This window comes from Acinetobacter sp. MF4640, assembly GCF_002018895.1.
GTDB classification, from domain to species: Bacteria; Pseudomonadota; Gammaproteobacteria; order Pseudomonadales; family Moraxellaceae; genus Acinetobacter; species Acinetobacter johnsonii.
Genome location: NZ_MVOM01000018.1, coordinates 21833 through 39186 on the forward strand (window position 1 = coordinate 21833; position 17354 = coordinate 39186).

Annotated in this window: 18 protein-coding genes; 5 read left to right on the forward strand and 13 right to left on the reverse strand. The window is 41.9% G+C overall.

All coding sequences use genetic code 11. From position 1 onward, the window contains the following. Positions 1-93: 93 nt before the first annotated feature. From MF4640_RS07960 to MF4640_RS07980, 5 genes are all read left to right on the forward strand, one after another. Entirely contained in the window at positions 94-2100 is a 2007-nt protein-coding gene (locus MF4640_RS07960; RefSeq protein WP_078389209.1) for an esterase/lipase family protein, read from the forward strand. Positions 2101-2351: 251 nt separating this feature from the next. Continuing rightward, entirely contained in the window at positions 2352-4985 is a 2634-nt protein-coding gene (gene mutS / locus MF4640_RS07965; protein ID WP_078389210.1) for a DNA mismatch repair protein MutS, read from the forward strand. A gap of 497 nt (positions 4986-5482) precedes the next feature. Beyond that, a complete protein-coding gene (gene fdxA / locus MF4640_RS07970) occupies positions 5483-5806 on the forward strand; it encodes a ferredoxin FdxA (RefSeq protein ID WP_004696359.1) in 324 nt (107 codons plus the stop codon). A gap of 132 nt (positions 5807-5938) precedes the next feature. Next, positions 5939-6658: a D-Ala-D-Ala carboxypeptidase family metallohydrolase gene (locus MF4640_RS07975; RefSeq protein WP_005400653.1), complete on the forward strand. Its 720-nt coding sequence runs from the start codon at positions 5939-5941 to the stop codon at positions 6656-6658. Positions 6659-6789: 131 nt separating this feature from the next. Further along, complete coding sequence (locus tag MF4640_RS07980) at positions 6790-7455, forward strand: O-methyltransferase (protein ID WP_078389211.1); 666 nt, start codon at positions 6790-6792, stop codon at positions 7453-7455. A gap of 141 nt (positions 7456-7596) precedes the next feature. Here MF4640_RS07980 and MF4640_RS07985 read toward each other — a convergent pair whose 3' ends face one another. The 13 genes from MF4640_RS07985 to MF4640_RS08045 form a co-directional block, all read right to left on the reverse strand. Beyond that, complete coding sequence (locus MF4640_RS07985) at positions 7597-8439, reverse strand: universal stress protein (protein ID WP_004696353.1); 843 nt, start codon at positions 8437-8439, stop codon at positions 7597-7599. Between the two features lie 128 nt (positions 8440-8567). Next, positions 8568-9179, reverse strand: coding sequence for an acyltransferase (locus tag MF4640_RS07990; protein WP_062033549.1), 612 nt, complete (start codon positions 9177-9179; stop codon positions 8568-8570). Then, on the reverse strand, positions 9172-9768 hold the full coding sequence (locus tag MF4640_RS07995) for an IMPACT family protein (RefSeq protein WP_078389212.1): 597 nt from the start codon (positions 9766-9768) through the stop codon (positions 9172-9174). The genes MF4640_RS07990 and MF4640_RS07995 overlap by 8 nt, the downstream gene beginning before the upstream one ends. Before the next feature lie 262 nt (positions 9769-10030). Next, a complete protein-coding gene (gene lptB / locus MF4640_RS08000; protein WP_004696348.1) occupies positions 10031-10777 on the reverse strand; it encodes an LPS export ABC transporter ATP-binding protein in 747 nt (248 codons plus the stop codon). Next, complete coding sequence (lptA, locus tag MF4640_RS08005; RefSeq protein WP_078389213.1) at positions 10777-11343, reverse strand: lipopolysaccharide transport periplasmic protein LptA; 567 nt, start codon at positions 11341-11343, stop codon at positions 10777-10779. The genes lptB and lptA overlap by 1 nt, the downstream gene beginning before the upstream one ends. Beyond that, positions 11333-11875: an LPS export ABC transporter periplasmic protein LptC gene (gene lptC, locus MF4640_RS08010; protein WP_078389214.1), complete on the reverse strand. Its 543-nt coding sequence runs from the start codon at positions 11873-11875 to the stop codon at positions 11333-11335. Before lptC ends, lptA begins: the two co-directional genes overlap by 11 nt. Positions 11876-11909: 34 nt before the next feature. After that, positions 11910-12449, reverse strand: coding sequence for a KdsC family phosphatase (locus MF4640_RS08015; protein ID WP_004982122.1), 540 nt, complete (start codon positions 12447-12449; stop codon positions 11910-11912). 2 nt (positions 12450-12451) lie between these two features. Beyond that, on the reverse strand, positions 12452-13429 hold the full coding sequence (locus MF4640_RS08020; RefSeq protein ID WP_004982125.1) for a KpsF/GutQ family sugar-phosphate isomerase: 978 nt from the start codon (positions 13427-13429) through the stop codon (positions 12452-12454). Positions 13430-13700: 271 nt separating this feature from the next. After that, positions 13701-14444, reverse strand: coding sequence for an adenosylcobinamide-GDP ribazoletransferase (locus tag MF4640_RS08025; RefSeq protein ID WP_078389215.1), 744 nt, complete (start codon positions 14442-14444; stop codon positions 13701-13703). After that, positions 14444-15046 carry a histidine phosphatase family protein gene (locus MF4640_RS08030; protein WP_078389216.1) on the reverse strand — a complete coding sequence of 201 codons (603 nt, stop codon included), beginning with the start codon at positions 15044-15046 and terminating at the stop codon, positions 14444-14446. The genes MF4640_RS08025 and MF4640_RS08030 overlap by 1 nt, the downstream gene beginning before the upstream one ends. A 2-nt stretch (positions 15047-15048) precedes the next feature. Continuing rightward, positions 15049-16101: a nicotinate-nucleotide--dimethylbenzimidazole phosphoribosyltransferase gene (gene cobT / locus MF4640_RS08035; RefSeq protein WP_078389217.1), complete on the reverse strand. Its 1053-nt coding sequence runs from the start codon at positions 16099-16101 to the stop codon at positions 15049-15051. Next, positions 16098-16616 (reverse strand): bifunctional adenosylcobinamide kinase/adenosylcobinamide-phosphate guanylyltransferase, encoded by a 519-nt coding sequence (gene cobU / locus MF4640_RS08040; RefSeq protein WP_078389218.1) that lies wholly within the window; start codon positions 16614-16616, stop codon positions 16098-16100. The genes cobT and cobU overlap by 4 nt, the downstream gene beginning before the upstream one ends. Beyond that, positions 16607-17254, reverse strand: a complete 648-nt coding sequence (locus tag MF4640_RS08045; RefSeq protein WP_078389219.1) for a 2'-5' RNA ligase family protein — start codon at positions 17252-17254, stop codon at positions 16607-16609. Before MF4640_RS08045 ends, cobU begins: the two co-directional genes overlap by 10 nt. Between the last annotated feature and the right edge of the window lie 100 nt (positions 17255-17354).

Sequence of the window (17354 nt, forward strand, 5' to 3'; positions counted from 1 at the left end):
TCGGTCTATTTTTATTTTAGGCGAATTGATAAATCCGAGAATTATCGTATGATTTAAAAAATTCAAAAGAATAAACGGTAGTCGACGCTTTTTATGCCTAAATACATCCGTAGCACCTTGATGATGACCACTCTCGTTTCGCTTTTGAGTGGTTGCCAAGTGGTCAGTGTGAAAAATCAATCACTGAACGTCACGATTACCAATGAGCGTGAGAGTATTTTAACGCGGGATAAGCTCAGTGAAGCGAGTCTAAACGTGCTGTCTATGACAGGCCGAGAAGCAAAAATCTGTTCAGAGCAACCTGAAGAATGTGTCAGCGAACTCAAACAAATTCCACAAATTCAAGATGAACAGCTCCTCTCTACTGCCAGCGAACTCTATCTCGCTAAAGCACTTTCCTTAGAAAAATCATCAGCCTGTAAAGTGAGTATTTTAGCCAAGACCCAGTCTGAAGAAAAAAAAGCGCTACAAAAACAAAACTACCAAAGCTGCCTAGATCAACAACTCGGCATGTTGGATAAAAGTATTCGCTACAGTTATGCATACATGTTTAACACCAAACGTGGCCCCCAAGATCGTATTTTTGATAACCGACAAGTCCAACTCCGTGACTTTTATAACCAAGCTATCGCTAAACTTGTACATAGTTATGGACTACGCCATGGACCAGCAGAAGTCGGCAATCAAATCAAAGTGGGACAAAGTATTTACCGCATAAATTACGATAACTACCCACTTTTAAAAAACCGTCAAGTTGAACAACTAATGTCAACTTACAATATGAACTTTTCAGGCCTGCGCTCTATCACACGTCGCGATGGTTTTGGTTCAGAGTTTCTGATTGTCCTCCCACCTGAGCACAATGACACCTCACCCGAAAAAGCCAAATATATTGTCGATCCACTACATTATCAGTATACCAATGGTCGTAATCCCAACATTCACAATGCTCGTTATTTGGCGGCAACCATTACCGCACAGCCACGCTCTGCATCCAGTATCGATGAGATCTTAAACAACCCTGAGTTTGAAATCTCAGCTTATGATCCCTATAAGTTTGAATCTGCGAAAATTGCAGGCAAAAGCTATCCTCTTGCTGCGAACTTTTCTGCACCTTATGGCTTATGGTTAGCACAGAACAACTTAGGCAAAGCCGCGTATTTATCACTGATTGATCGTGACGCACGTCTCACCATGCCGCACCTATACATGCTTGAGCCGTACAACCCAAATAAAAAAGTGGTGGTACTCGTTCACGGACTAGCCAGCAGCCCAGAGGCCTGGATTCGTCTGACGAATGATGTCATGGGCGATCCCGTGCTACGTGAACACTATCAAGTCTGGCAAGTGTTCTACTCGACCAATATGCCAATTTTGGAAAGTCGTTTCCAAATCTATGCAATCATTCAACAAAGTTTTAATTTGGTCGATAGCAAAGCGCCTGCCAAAAAGGATGCCGTGCTAGTGGGTCATAGTATGGGCGGTATTATTGCGCGGCTTTTGGTGAGCGATGCTGACTTAACCCCTGCGGCAATGAAACTGCTACCCAATCGACGTGCGCAACAATTTAAAAATGACCCTCTATTTAAATCACGCCTCGACATTCAACCAATTCCAAACTTCAGTCGGGCCATTTTCTTAGCAGCCCCACATCGTGGGACAGAGTTTGCTGACCGCTGGTTTACCCTTGCAGCACGTAAAGTCATTCGTCTACCTGGTGCGTTTTTGGGAGCACTGACCGATGTTATACAAAGTAGTGACCCTGACCTACAAGCCTTCATTAAAGATGTCGATAATGGACTCATTCAAAATGGGCCAAGTGATCTCAGCAAGAACTCTAACTTCACTCGGTTAACTAAAAATGTCGTTCCATACAAAGGCATGAAATCCCACAGCATCATGGGGAATGCGACCAAAAGTAATGACCTCAATATCATTACAGACGATGTTGTACCTTATACGAGTGCCCATCTGGATGGTGCATTGTCGGAGAAGATTATTAAAGGTGGGCATTCTATTCAAGAAACGCCTGAAGCTGTTCTTGAGTTACGTCGTATCCTGCGGTTGCACCTGACTGAACTTGGTCTGTATAAGCCTTAAATCTTTAAAAGCCTAAACAGATGTTTAGGCTTTTTATTTTTGCTTTACACCTAACGCCTACAACAATAATCACTTGGCTGTTTAACAACTGTTCGCTTTATAGATGATTTATTGTTTAGTCGTTTTCAATTTTGCTAAGATATTGCCATTCATACAATAGCTGTTCATAGCGCATAAATACACACGGTAAGCGGTGTCGCTCGGTCTATTTTTATATTGTGCATTTTCAAAGATTTAAGGATTTCATCTACATGAGCAATTCGGGAATCATCACTGATTTGTCCACCCTCACTCCCATGATGCAACAGTACATGGGCGTCAAAATGCAACATCCGCACTCTTTGATGTTCTATCGTATGGGTGACTTCTACGAGCTATTTTTTGAAGATGCACACAAGGCCGCTAAACTTCTCGGAATTACCTTGACCCATCGTGGCAAAGCCAATGGTGAACCCATCCCTATGGCAGGTGTTCCTTACCATGCAGCTGAAGGCTACCTTGCTCGCTTGGTGAAAAAAGGCGAAACCGTCGTTATTTGCGAGCAAATTGGTGAAGTTACAGGTAAGGCCCCTGTTGAACGTGGCGTTGTCCGGATTATTACACCAGGTACGCTGACTGACGATGCCTTACTGACGGCACATCAAAGTTCAAACCTTGTGGCGCTTTGCGTACAACAAAATGAAATTGGTATTGCATTGTTAGATTTAAGTGCAGGTTTATTCAAAGTTCAACAACAAGAGTTTCAACTTGAGCAACTGGGTATTGAACTGTCTCGCCTCATGCCAAGTGAAATTTTGGTCGATGAAAATATTGTCGACCCCAACATCATTGAACACATTAAAAAACTGCTCGACTGCCCTGTAACACGCCGTCCAAATGTCGACTTTAATTTAAACAATGCACAAAAAACTTTATGCGATCAGTTTGCTGTATCGACTTTAGCTGGTTTCGGTATTGACCATTTACCGCTTGCCAAAGCAGCAGCAGCATCCCTGATTCATTATGCCAAAGAAACGCAAAAGACTGCCTTACCACATATTCGCTCTATTCAGCTTGAACAAAGCAGTGATTTCATTGCGCTTGATCCTGTGACACGTAGAAACTTAGAGCTGGTTGAGCCTCTGTTTGAACATGGCACGTCATTATTTCAACTCATCAATGACTGTCAAACTGCAATGGGTGGACGTTTACTTAGTCGTACACTGATGCAGCCCTTACGCGATACAAAGCTGCTAGATGCACGTTTAGATGCCACCAAGAGTCTTGTGGATGGTTACCATGAATCACCAGTCCGTTTAGTATTAAAAGAGATTGGAGACATTGAACGTGTTCTCAGCCGTGTGGCTTTAGGCAGTGCCCGTCCACGCGATTTGGTACAGCTGCGTCAAGCCTGTGCGCAAGTGCCTTATTTGCGCCATGCTATTCAGCCCGTGATCCAAAGCAAACAGTCTGCACTCATTACCCAATTGAATGAGGAATTGGGTGATTTCCATGGCTTACATCAACGTTTAATGTCTGCCATCGTTGAACATCCACCTGTGCTTTTACGGGATGGAAATGTAATAGCCGAAGGCTTCGATCATGAACTCGATGAACTCCGTAAAATCCGCGATCATGCAGGACAGTACTTGATCGACCTTGAAATTCAAGAACGTCAAAATACTGGAATTTCGACCTTAAAAATTGGTTATAACCGTGTCAGCGGGTACTACATTGAACTGACCCGTGCGCAAGCCGAGCAAGCGCCTGATCACTACATTCGACGTCAAACCTTGAAAAATGCTGAGCGTTATATCACGCCTGAGCTGAAAAGCTTTGAAGACAAAGTGCTTTCAAGTGAATCCCGTGCATTAGCTCGCGAAAAAATGCTGTTCGAAATGCTTTTAGATGAACTCCGCGCCGACATTGGTCATTTACAAATGATGAGTAGCGCTATTGCGCAAATCGACCTCTTAGCCAACTTTGCACATCAGGCTCGCTTACGCAATTGGTCACGTCCTGAGTATAGTCCAGAAATTGGGGTTAAAATTATTGCGGGACGTCATCCAGTGGTTGAGGCTTTGAATAAGGCTACATTTACACCGAATGACACGACACTTGATTTCAACCACCGCATGGCCATTATTACTGGCCCTAACATGGGTGGTAAATCAACCTTTATGCGTCAAACGGCTTTAATTAGCCTATTGGCCTATTGTGGCTCATATGTACCAGCCCAATCAGCAGTCTTAGGCCCTATTGATCGAATCTTTACCCGTATTGGTTCTGCAGATGACCTATCTACAGGCAAATCGACCTTTATGGTGGAAATGACCGAGACCTCGCAAATCCTACATCATGCAACCAATCAGTCACTGGTTTTGATGGATGAAGTTGGTCGTGGCACCAGTACCTATGATGGTTTATCCTTGGCATGGGCTTGCGTACTTGACTTAACCAAACGCATTAAATGCTTATGTTTATTTGCCACACACTACTTTGAACTGACCGAACTGGCCAAAGAAACTGCTATTGATAACTACCATGTCACCGCAAAAGAACTCAACGGCAACCTCATTTTGTTACATAAAGTCCAACATGGGCCAGCGAGCCAAAGTCACGGCTTACAGGTAGCAAAATTGGCGGGTATTCCTGCCAGTGTGATCAAAGAAGCACAAAATCGTCTGAAAATTTTAGAGAAGCAACAACTGCAAAAACCTAAAGTCGTTCAAAATGATTTGTTTGCCGCGATAGAAACACCTAAACTTGAAATCATTGAACGTGTGGTCGAAATTGAGAAACCTTCTGCCGCACTTGAACTACTCAAGAGCATTGATGTCGATAACTTAAGCCCACGTGAAGCTTTACAGCAGCTTTATGCATTAAAAGATCAGTTACATTCATAGTAGTTTTCTATTTTTGTAACCCATTTAGACCGTCAAAATGACGGTCTCTTTTATTGTTAAAAGCGGTTTTCAGCAGAATATTCAGTTTTTATCAAATTTAACAGCAAGAAACTCAATCATACTTAATTTTTATACAGGACAATCAGTTCACCAATGGATTAGTAATACCAACTCATAAATGACTAAGTTCTATGCATTCAGATCAAAAATTACATGGAATGATTTTGATATTGGAATCTCTTTACCATTTGCAGATGTGACATAAGTTGCACCTAAAAAACTATTATTTAAGTTATTGTTTTCTATAATTTCTTAAAGCTCGATTTCTCCCATAAAAACCCCTTTAAAATCAATACACATTCTAATAAAAATCATAAACATAGTCTTATTTCACGCATATAAATAACAAATATCAATAAAAGCAATTGTTAGTTGGTGCTGTTTTTGCCTAAAATACACATTAGTTATTAGAACCATATTTTTAGGTAGCCTTCGCCATGACCTTTGTTGTCACTGAAAATTGTATTAAATGTAAATATCAAGACTGCGTAGAAGTTTGTCCAGTAGACTGTTTCTATGAAGGTCCAAACTTTCTAGTGATCAATCCGGATGAATGTATCGATTGCGCACTTTGTGAACCTGAATGTCCAGCAAATGCAATTTTCTCTGAAGATGAACTGCCAGAAGGTCAAGAAGTATTTATTGAACTAAATGCTGAGTTATCACAAACTTGGCCAAACATCACCCAGATTGGTGACCAACCTGCTGACCGTGAAGAATGGAATGGTAAAGCAGATAAGTTACAATACTTAGAAAAGTAAGCCACAAAAAGATCAGCATAAGCTGATCTTTTTTTATACCTAAAACACACATTTGATTGCAATATTTCCAATTTTTCCTCACAAATTTGGATTAAAATAATAGGCGTATTTTTTAAATATTTGATTTCTATAATGAAGAAATTTTTAAAGGGATTATTTGCGGTTAGCATAATCCCCTTGGTGATGATTGGCTGTACGACTTCATCCCACAAAGGACAGACCATCACAACTCCTGATGGAAAACGCATTTTTATCCCGCAAGAGAAAATTAGTTTTGACCGCCCTGCTCCACCTAAAATTATTCCTTATAACTACAATTCATGGATGTCTGTCGGTGACACGCTAGCACGCGTACGTGAGTATGAAGTTTTTCTTGAACGCAATGGTGTGGGAAATATCATCCCAAGCTTTGAACTGCTCAGAACAGCGCGTGATTGGCAAAAATGTGGTCGTTCACAGTACATGATTCCAAACCGTGAACTTTGGAAAAACCAAATTGCGACCTTAAAAGTTTTTAAATACTTAGTTGCAGCCAAAGTACTGACCGATTTTGAAGTCACTTCAGTTTATCGAGATCTGCCTTTAAACCAATGTGCTGGCGGTGCAAACTCGTCACGCCACTTATTCAATTCTGCCATCGATTTTCGAATTGGGTCTGAAAACCCACAACCCGAAGATTATGCTTATATTGAAAATACAAAATATCGTCTATGCCAATTTTGGACCCAGCATGGTCAGAGCTTGAACATGGGCTTAGGTTTATATGCTTCTGGTCAGATTCACATTGATACCCAAGGATATCGTACATGGGGCCCAGACCTCAGTCGCAATTCTTCGATGTGTAGTTACTAGTTTTTAAAAATTAAAAGAGGTCAATATGACCTCTTTTTTTGAGCATTGATTTCAACAAATATGGTCGGAAAAATTGCACTCTGAAAATAAAAGTTTAAAATGCTCCACATCGCAACCAAGGTGAACATGCTATGCAACAAATGTGGACAGAGATTGATAACTATATCGATGCACATTTAATTCCTGAAGATCCCATTCTACTGCAAACTTTAGAAAATACAGAGAAGCATGGTTTTCCAGATCACTTAGCTGTTGCACCGAACCAAGGTATGCTTTTACAGATGTTGATTCAAATGAATCAGTGTAAACGTGTGCTAGAACTCGGCACTTTTGCTGCGTATAGCACCATGTGGTTAGCGCGTGCCTTACCTGAAGATGGTTATATTTTAACGATTGAAGGACGTGATACGCATGCCGCGATGGGCCAAGAAAATATCGACAAAGCTCAGCTTAAACAAACCATTGAACTCAAATGTGGACGTGCAGCAGATATCCTTAAATCACTGCCTGCAGACATTGAACCTTTCGACTTTATTTTTATTGATGCCGATAAACAAAGCTACCCAGAGTATTTGGAATTAAGCCTGAACCTATCTCATTCAGGTACTTTGATTTTCCTTGATAACGTGATTCGTGCAGGCGATATTATCAATCCTGAAAATCACAAACCAAGTATTGAAGGGATTCGAGATATGTTCAAAGCGATGCAAAGCCATCCGAAAATTTTGTCTTGCACCGCACTTCAAACTGTCGGTAGCAAAGGACATGATGGATTTGCCTTAGCCATTGTAAAATAAGTCAAAATTTAGATTAAAAAACAATCGATTAATTTAAGCTTATATAAATTATAAACTTACATTTACTGTCCATATAGTTATCCACAATTAATGCGGATAACTATGGATAAAACAGTTCCAATTTAGAGAATTCACTCTAAATTAACGGGCGACCAGTAAGGGAACTTTGGCATTCCTAAAAATGGTGGTTGCAATGCTGCCCAAGAAGAACTGATGAATTTTACTGTGGCTGAACGCACCAAGCACAATCAGTTGTATGCCATGCTCATTTTGGTATTCCAGAATATTTTCAGCCACGTCGCCATAACGATATTCTGTAATCACATCCAAATTCGCATCTTTCAGATACTGTTCAGGCTCTCTTAAAATTTCAGGGTGGTCCCCGACATAGACCAAATGGCATTGTAAGAGGCGCAGTAGATCACTTTGCGCAATCCGCTTCATCATCTTCACACACGTCGGTGAATACTCGTAGGCAAAGATAAAGCGCGTAGGTGGCTTAAAGCTATCACCTACCGTCATGACGGTACAGTTTGCACCACGGATAAAGTTTTCAACATTACTGCCCAATGGTTTATTGCGTTCAGCCGATTTCTCACCCACACGGCCAATCACCACAATGTCATCTTCATGCAATAAGTTAAAACTTTGCTCTAGAAAGTCACCCTTTTCTTGAATATGCGTTGTATGTAGGCCATGCGTTTCGAGAATGAGTTTAGAAATATGATCGAGCAAATTATTGCTATAACTGAGCGCAAGTTCACTTTGTTTTTGCTCTAATTCAGCCAGCTCTTTAAGCAACATTGCATTGCTTTCAAATCCAATTACCCCGCTAATTTCACCTAAGTGATAACTTGCAGGATAATAATCCAAAACTTGTAAAAGGACCAATTCCCGCCCCGTCTGTTTTGCAATCCATGCCGCAGCTTCTGCTAGAGCATTGATACAAGGGGAAGAATCAATACATGCAATGACTCGTTTCATTATCGCCTCTCATTACACCGCATTTGGTATAAGGTCTCATTGTTGTTCTAAACTTAGCATATCTTTTTTTTTGATGGCAGGTTTTTATGTAATTAAGTATTGATAAATGTTCAATATTCTTTGATATCTTAATCACGTAAACGGATAAACTGTGCAGGATTTCCAGCAACAATCGATTGCTCGGCGATATCTTTAGTCACCATGCTATTCATCCCCACTACAGCATGTGCACCAATTTTCACCCCATCTTTCACGCCCACATGTGCACCCAACCAAACATCCCGACCAATTTCTATCCCTTGTGAACGCACAGGTTGTTGATAAATCGGATCACTGAGCGCCATGCCATGATCAAAGGCATATAAGTGACAATAGGCTGCAATACGCACTTGATCATGTAACTTAATCCCCACACGACCACCATCTAAAATACAATGGTGGTTGATCGCGACTTCGCTGCCAATCTCTAGAGGCCCATGCAAAGTACAATCGGCAGCAATAAAAGTGTTGTCCCCAATGACAATTTTGCGACCAGGCTCTGCAAAAATGTGTGCCAATGGAGAAATAAAACAGTTTTGACCAATTTCAACGGTTTCCATTTCCATTAGATAAGCTTGGTATTCTTGCTGCCATACTTCAGCCCACACACGGTTTTTAGGCTTGAGCGACCAATACAACCAGGGCATATAGTTTAAGCGATGCTTATGCTGCTCACGATATTTTAATAAGGGATCAGTCATGATGGTCATCCACAATTTTTAAGGCTTCACGTCCACGGGTCACATCTTGTATTTTAAGAGCGAGCGCTTCAATCTGATGCACTTGTAATAATGCCTCTACAAGCACGCCATCCGCAGTATATTGCTCATTAAATTCAATCTGCTGGCTATTCAGCTCATACTGGAAAATCGCCCATTCATTAAATTGGCAGGCAAAATGCACTTTTTTCTTCTCAATGAGCTCTATTTTTTCAGCCAATAGTAAACACTGCCCTGCAGTTCCACCATAAGCACGTACCAGCCCGCCTGTGCCTAACTTGACACCACCATACCAACGATTGACCAAAACCAAAACATTGGTCAGTTCATTTCCTTCAATGGTCGCTAAAATAGGACGACCTGCAGTACCTGAAGGTTCACCGTCATCATTAAAACGAACATTATGACCAATTTTCCATGCCCAGCACTGATGCGTGGTACTGATATCTTTATATTGCTCTAGAAAATCTTTAACGGCTTGTTCATTTTCTACAGGCACAGCAAAAGCTTGAAAACGACTTTTTTTAATGTCTTCTTCATAGCTCACTAAACTAGAGATGGTAAATGGCATAGCGTAATTTTAAAAAAATTCACAAAAAATTATAACGTATTTTCAATCAGCTATCGTATGAAAATGGCTTTTCGCATTAAGCCAATACGAAATAAAAAGATATGCATACTGTGAAGCATGCTGAAAAAGCGATTTCAAAAGGATGGCAGGGCGCGCGGTTTGAATATAAAGGAATGCCCTATTCTTAATTCAATACAAAGCGATGGATTAAAAATATGAGAGGGAAATCTGCGCCAATTATTTTCATTGACGCAGAAAATGCTTACACAGTGAAGTCATCACCAAGGTAAACTTGACGTACGGTTTCATTGGCTAAGATTTCATCTGGAGAACCTTCAGCAATCACCGCACCCTCACTCACGATATAAGCACGTTCACAAATCGCCAAAGTCTCACGAACGTTATGATCCGTAATAAGAACGCCAATACCACGGTCTTTTAGGGTACGAATAATATCTTTAATGTCACCCACTGAAATTGGGTCAACCCCAGCAAAAGGTTCATCGAGCAACATAAATTTTGGATCGGCTGCCAACGCACGTGCAATTTCAGCACGACGACGTTCACCACCAGACACACTCATACCCAATGAATCTTTAATATGGCTAATTTTGAAATCGGCTAATAATTCATGCAGACGCTGTTTACGTTGTTCTTTATTTAGATCTTTGCGCGTTTCCAAAATCGACATAATATTTTCAGAAATAGTGAGTTTTCTAAAAATTGAGGCTTCTTGAGGTAAGTAACCAATGCCTTTACGTGCACGTTCATGCATGGCCAAATCAGACATATCTAGGTCATCAAGATGAATTTCACCTTTGTCCATACGCACCAGTCCAACCACCATATAGAAACTGGTGGTTTTCCCAGCACCATTAGGGCCCAGTAAACCTACGATTTGTCCGCTTTGCATGCTAAAAGATACATCTTTCACTACCCAACGCTTACTGTAGTTTTTCGCGAGATGCTTAATACATAGGGTTTGTGGCTGATTGAGAGTTTGCTCCATTAGTCACGCGCTCCTGGGAAGGATTGAGAACCTGAAGGTGGGATCACAATCTTAACACGACCACTCGACGAACCACTGTTATTTGGTGTACCAATCGCTTCGATATCACCTTTATTCATACTATAACGCAATGTATTACCGCGAATACTGGCACCATCTTGTTCTAGAAGTGCACTGCCCGATAAGGTAATAATGCCTGTTTCTGCATTATAAATAATTTTTTGCGCCTGACCTTTGGCAATACCTTTGTTGGTACTAACTTGTTGTTGGAAACGTGCAGGCTTACCATTGGCCGTAATGGTGCTAATTTGACGGGTTTGATTTAAATTGGCAACAATCGAATCTGCTTGTAGTTTCATCGTACCCTGTTCAATGATGACATTGCCTGTGTACGTCGTAACACCCGTTTTTTCATTAAAAGTTGCACGATCTGCCACCAACGAAATCGCTTTACTACGGTCACTTGGCAATGCCAAAGCAAAAGTTGAAACAGCCACACCTAAACTCAGTGCAAGTGTTTGCTTGAGGAAAGTTTTCGAAATAGAAAATTTTGGATTATGGTTCATACTTCCCTCGAATATGGAAAAAGTCATATTGACCCGTATTTAAATTCGCTTTTAAGCCCTGACTAACAAATTCTGCTTGTGGTGTCGTAACAACCACTTGATGCTGAGATTCAAGTTCACGCGTCTGTGGAAACGCAGTCAGTTCTGCTGTCTCAAACTGCATCTGACCTTGATCCAACATTTTCTTTGCAACCACTTGGTTTGTCAGAACGACTTTTTCGTTGTCGTTGATGCCATTGGCTTGCTTGGCATAGAAAGTTGCATCCACTTTTCCATCTTTATACATCTCAGCATTTAAGTTTTCTAACTTAGAGGTCTTCTTTTGCATGTCCTGCTCAAGACGATCTACTTTTGCACGGACGTATAAATGACCCTGCTCATCTGTTTGAGTCAGTTGGATCTGCTCAGCAGAATAGGTCATGCTTTGCGCACCATCGACCTCGAGCTTTTGCCCTTTTCCACTGTAATAGTAATAACCACTACTGATAGCCGCAATGGCTACAGCAGTGATATATAAAACTTTAGTATCCATAAATGTTAACTAAACTCTCATGCATGCATACAGATTAATGCGGGACTGCGGTGTACTTTTCAAGTAAAGTTTCGTATACACCTTTGGCTTGTAAAATCATATCGCAGATTTCACGTACCGCGCCACGCCCACCCATCGCTTGAGTTACCAAATCGGCACGACGACGTACTTCTAAATGACCATTTGGCACGGTCACTTTCATGCCTGCAATGGCAAATGCAGATAGGTCAGGCCAGTCATCACCCATGTATAAACAATCTTCAGGTGAAATACCAAATTTTGCACAAGCCTCGCGCAGTGCAACACCTTTGTCTTCACGGCCTTGATAAACAAGGTCCACGCCCAAATCAGACATCCGTTTTTCTACGATCTGACTTTTACGTCCTGTGATAATAATCACTTTCACACCAGCTTGCTGAACCAGTTTCATACCTAAGCCATCACGGATATCGAAAGATTTGATTTCGTCCCCCGAGTTGGTCAAAGTCACAAAACCATCACTTAAAATACCATCAACATCCAAAACTAGAGCTTCTACATAACGCGCTTGTTCTAACAAAATATAAGAAGCCATTTTTAATTTACCCCAGCTTGAATCAGGTCATGCATACTCAAAACACCAATGACTTTATTGCTCTCATCAACAACGACAAATTGGTTAATTTTCTTTTCATTCATTCGCTCTAATGCTTCAACAGCACGCGCTTCAGGTGAAATCGTCAGCGGGCTCTTAATCATCACATCAGACACCGCCAAGTTCACATCAAAACCTTGCTGTTTATCAATCAAACGGCGTAAGTCACCATCAGTAAAAATCCCCAATAGATGATCATTGTCATCCACAATTGTGGTTAAACCTAGGCGTTTGTTAGAGATTTCGTACAGAACTTTGTTCATTGCTGTATCTGGAGACACTTTCGGTAGTTCGTCCCCAGTGTGCATTAAATGCTTCACATGTAATAACAAGCGTTTACCCAAAGCACCCGCAGGATGCGAGCGTGCAAAGTCATCGGAAGTAAACCCGCGTGCATCTAACAGTGCAACAGCCAATGCATCACCCAAAGCTAAAGTCGCCGTTGTACTCGATGTTGGTGCTAGACCTAATGGACAAGCTTCTTGGATATTACCCAATGTCAGCGCCACATCAGCATTCTGTGGCATCGGCCCACGCTCATCACCACTGATGGTAATTAAAGGCACACCTAAATACTTAATCAAAGGCATCAGCATCATGATTTCATCACTCTTGCCCGAGTTTGAAATCGCAATCAGCACATCACCTGCAACCAACATCCCCAAATCACCATGCCCCGCTTCACCTGGGTGCATAAAGAATGATGGCGTACCTGTAGAGGCAAAGGTGGCTGCCATTTTTCGGCCAATATGCCCTGATTTACCCATACCAGTAATGACTAAGCGACCTTTGCACTTTAAGATAATTTCACAAGCACGGCTAAAACGATCATCGATTTGCTTAGCAAGTACCGAGAGTGCCTGACGCTCTATCTCTAGTGTTTCTAAAGCAACTTTTTGGAAATCAATGGGATTTGACATATTTTCAGAATTCAACGTTGTTTTACCTGAACCGTGTGACGAAATGAAACGTCAGCACATAAAAAATAATTTTCGCAATTTTATCATATCTCTGTAGACAACTAGCGCGGAAATCTTTGGATTTTCACAACATATCTACAAATGTGTTTTGCTGATGATGGAAGACCTTTGTTTCAAGTGCATATAGCTCGCTATCTTTTTATTATTTTTTCTTTCGGCCACGTATGACTTCACAACCTTCACACTAAGAGGCTCTCATTTACTTCGTAACTTAAGTGAAATAAAAAGTAGCCACCACAAAACTAAAGAGTGTCGCTAATTCAATTATTTCAATACTGGCACCAATGGTATCTCCCGTCACACCGCCAATACGCTGTATAAATTTATACCGCAAATACCACAATACCAGATAAAAAGTGGCAATCACTACAACACCAACCCATGCCCAATACAAAGCCACTAAAGGCATCAACAGTAAAATTGCCACTGCCATCGGTCGTGCTAAATGTTGGCCCAACTGGCTGCCGAGTCCTTTAGCACGCACATAGTCTGTGCTTAAAAAGAAAAATAGCGGCACGAGACGCCCTAACATAGGAAAGAGGATCAGTGCTGTATACAGCTGTTTTTGTAATAACACATACAATGCCGACCATTTTAATATACAGACAATGACAAGACTGAGTACACCTATCGGCCCACAACTCGGATCTTTCATGATCTCAAGTGTGCGTGCTTTATCGCCAAAACCACCGACCCAAGCATCGGCAGTGTCGGCTAAACCATCCAGATGCAAACCACCTGTCAGCCAAATCCATAACACCAGAATCACACTGCTTAACAGCACAAGTGGCAAAGCATGCAATAACAGGGCGATCCCATACAGAATGGCTCCTATGAGCAAGCCCACCACAGGATAAAATAACAGTGCTTGCGCATTTTGCTGAGGCGTTGGCATCGTGCTTAAACGAACTGGAAAGGTCGTTAAAAACTGCAGTGCAATCCAAAAAGGTGTCATTACACATCCTCACTTTGAATAAACTGAAGCTGCCCTTGATCGAATACAAAGCAGTTCAACTGCCCTAACTCTGCTGACATTTTTAAAAGATCATTATCATGCTGTCTCAGCCCTTGGCATTTTAATAATTTGATTACGCCGCCATGGGAAATAATCAACGCCCGTTGCCAACCCTGCTTATGCATTTGCTGAGTCAAGATCTGTATAGATTCGACAACGCGGCTTTTAAATGCCATTAAACTTTCCGCCTGAGGCGGGGTAAAGCTTAACGGTGTTTGCCAAAATTGAGCCAATTCATCTGGGTAGAGTTGATAGAGTCGCTCAGTCGAATGAGCCTCCCATTCCCCAAAATCCATTTCTTGCAAATTCGGTTCTATAAATAAAGGAAGCTGTTTTTGCCCCGCCCATTGCTCTGCAAACAAACGGCAGCGCTGTAATGGTGAGCTATAAATGACATCCCACGCCGGTCTAACCTGCTCAGCCTGAGCGATAGTAGACTGCATTTGCATCCAACCCTTCGCAGTCAAAGCATCATCCGTTCTACCCCGTAGAGTATGGCTTAAGTTGGTTTCGCCGTGACGTAGGAAATCTAAATACAACATCCTTAAACTTTCTCACCAATCACGGCAGCTTCAGCAAATGTCGCCATTTCATTATGTAAGCGACAGGCTAGCTTGATCAACCCCAGTGCGGCCCCTGCTCCACTGCCTTCACCTAAACGCAGATTCAGCTTCAATAAAGGCATCGCTTTAAGTTCTTCTAACAAACGTACATGACCATATTCAGCCGACTGATGTCCAAAGAGCATCCAAGCACGAACGTCTGGATTTAAACGTACTGCGAGCAATGCAGAAACAGTACTGATAAACCCATCCACCACCATCGGTAGACCTAATTGCGCACAGTGAATATACGCAGCTGTCATGGCTGCAATTTCAAGTCCACCCACTGCACATAAGGCTTTAAACGGATCGTTCCCGACATATTGGGTATGCAGTGAAAGTGCTTGGTCAATCACCTGTTTTTTATGTATCAATTGTTCTGCACGGATACCTGTTCCAACACCCGTGAGCTTTTCAGCGGGTTCAGCCAATAAAAAACAAGCCACGGCTGAGGCTGAACAGGTATTTCCAATCCCCATCTCACCCGCGACATAGAGATCTGCCCCATAAGCGATGGCATCTTCCACACTTTTTTGTCCCAAAGAAAAAGCTGCTTCACATTCAGCTTCAGTCATGGCTTGAGTTCGAGCAAAGTTAGCCGTTCCCGCGCGGATACAATGGCGTTCAACCCCGACATACTCATACGCTTCACCGACTGAACCACAGTCGATGACTTGTAACTTGGCTTGATACTCTTTGGCAATCACACTAATACACGCCCCGCCAGTTGCGAAGTTCTGCAACATTTGACGCGTCACCGCTTGTGGATAGGCAGAAATATTTTCTTCCATCACCCCATGATCACCTGCAAAAATCGTAATCCATGGGCGGTCAATCTTGGGTTTTACAGTGTTTTGCAAACTGGCTAAAGTCACTGCAGCCGATTCAAGCTCCGACAACGAGCCTGTCGGTTTGGTCAACTGTGACTGGCGTGCTAGGGCTTGAGCCAATACAGACTCACTCGGACTTTGACATGCTGCTAACCACCAACTCACACTTGTTCTCCTTTTAAAATCATTGGAAATCCTGCCACGCAGAACACCACTTTATGAGCGATTTGACCTAACTGCTGATGCAATCGCCCTGTTTCATCGACAAAGCGTCGGCTGATTTGTCCCATTGGAACCACACCTAAGCCTGTTTCATTACTCACTAAAATCAGCTCGGACTGTAAATTTCCGACTACATCTAACAACTTCTGACATTCCTGAACTTGTAAATCTGGGTCAGTATGCATCAGTAAATTACTCATCCATAAGGTCAGGCAATCGACCAAAATGGTTTGGTTTGGGCGATCTAATTTGACCAACTGTTCGGCAAGATAAATGGGTTCTTCACACAGCCCCCAATCTTCGGGTCGTTGTTGCTGATGGTGTTGAATACGCGCTTGCATTTCTCCATCCAAGGCTTGTGCAGTTGCCACATAAACCACAGGCTGCGCCAACTGTTGTGCAATCTGCTCCGCCAAGCGGCTTTTCCCCGAACGTGCACCACCTAAAATCAGCTGCATTGTGCATTCCCCAACTCAATCTGTGTATGTGAAAACAATGGCCCTTGTAGGACATGGGCCTGATAAAAACCAAACGTGAGCTTTGAGACATTTAAGCTAGAGTTGATAGCTTCAATTTCAGCCATCCGTGCCAATACATGATCACTACTCACCGCTTCACGGTATAGACCTAATGTAATATGTGGGCAATAACTTAATGCCGCAACTTCCTGCGAGGTATGCAGCAATGTTTTTCTAATTTGATCCAAAAAGCCTTCAGTATCAGCCACTTTTAAAAATAAGGCACTTTCAAAACTATTTAATTCACCCATTTGTAACTGAAAAGATTCTAGTTTTAAATTTTTAAGGCGTTCAAGCTGCTGATTCAGTTGCACTCGACTAAAGTCATCCGACTGTGTTGCCTGTTCTACCCAAAAACCTGCAACAAATAAAGTGATATGAAACTGCCGTTGATTTGGTTGATAAAGCAAATCTGAGAACTGCTCACGAAGCTTTGTTAAATAGCTGATCAAAACAGGATCATCCACTTCAATATACCAAAGTGCATAGCGTTCTCGTCCCAAATGCCATTCAGGATAGTCTCGAGCTTCGGTCGGTACTACAGTGCTATGGGGTTGAAGAAACACAATTTTATTCACAAATGAAGATGAATAATTTAAGCATATTTTTGTCAAAATTATGGGCTGAAATGCCGAGATAATTTCACATTTAAATGAATTATTTTCAATACACTCAAAT

Bases quoted from the DNA above. Each gene is read 5' to 3' on its own strand.
- MF4640_RS08030 (WP_078389216.1), bottom strand. From the start codon at position 15,046: ATGTTGTATTTAGATTTCCTACGTCACGGCGAAACCAACTTAAGCCAT.
- MF4640_RS07975 (WP_005400653.1), top strand. From the start codon at position 5,939: ATGAAGAAATTTTTAAAGGGATTATTTGCGGTTAGCATAATCCCCTTG.
- mutS (WP_078389210.1), top strand. From the start codon at position 2,352: ATGAGCAATTCGGGAATCATCACTGATTTGTCCACCCTCACTCCCATG.
- MF4640_RS07985 (WP_004696353.1), bottom strand. From the start codon at position 8,439: ATGAAACGAGTCATTGCATGTATTGATTCTTCCCCTTGTATCAATGCT.
- lptC (WP_078389214.1), bottom strand. From the start codon at position 11,875: ATGGATACTAAAGTTTTATATATCACTGCTGTAGCCATTGCGGCTATC.
- lptA (WP_078389213.1), bottom strand. From the start codon at position 11,343: ATGAACCATAATCCAAAATTTTCTATTTCGAAAACTTTCCTCAAGCAA.
- MF4640_RS07990 (WP_062033549.1), bottom strand. From the start codon at position 9,179: ATGACTGATCCCTTATTAAAATATCGTGAGCAGCATAAGCATCGCTTA.
- MF4640_RS07980 (WP_078389211.1), top strand. From the start codon at position 6,790: ATGCAACAAATGTGGACAGAGATTGATAACTATATCGATGCACATTTA.
- MF4640_RS08015 (WP_004982122.1), bottom strand. From the start codon at position 12,449: ATGGCTTCTTATATTTTGTTAGAACAAGCGCGTTATGTAGAAGCTCTA.
- cobU (WP_078389218.1), bottom strand. From the start codon at position 16,616: ATGCAGCTGATTTTAGGTGGTGCACGTTCGGGGAAAAGCCGCTTGGCG.
- fdxA (WP_004696359.1), top strand. From the start codon at position 5,483: ATGACCTTTGTTGTCACTGAAAATTGTATTAAATGTAAATATCAAGAC.
- MF4640_RS07995 (WP_078389212.1), bottom strand. From the start codon at position 9,768: ATGCCATTTACCATCTCTAGTTTAGTGAGCTATGAAGAAGACATTAAA.
- MF4640_RS08020 (WP_004982125.1), bottom strand. From the start codon at position 13,429: ATGTCAAATCCCATTGATTTCCAAAAAGTTGCTTTAGAAACACTAGAG.
- lptB (WP_004696348.1), bottom strand. From the start codon at position 10,777: ATGGAGCAAACTCTCAATCAGCCACAAACCCTATGTATTAAGCATCTC.
- MF4640_RS08025 (WP_078389215.1), bottom strand. From the start codon at position 14,444: ATGACACCTTTTTGGATTGCACTGCAGTTTTTAACGACCTTTCCAGTT.
- MF4640_RS07960 (WP_078389209.1), top strand. From the start codon at position 94: ATGCCTAAATACATCCGTAGCACCTTGATGATGACCACTCTCGTTTCG.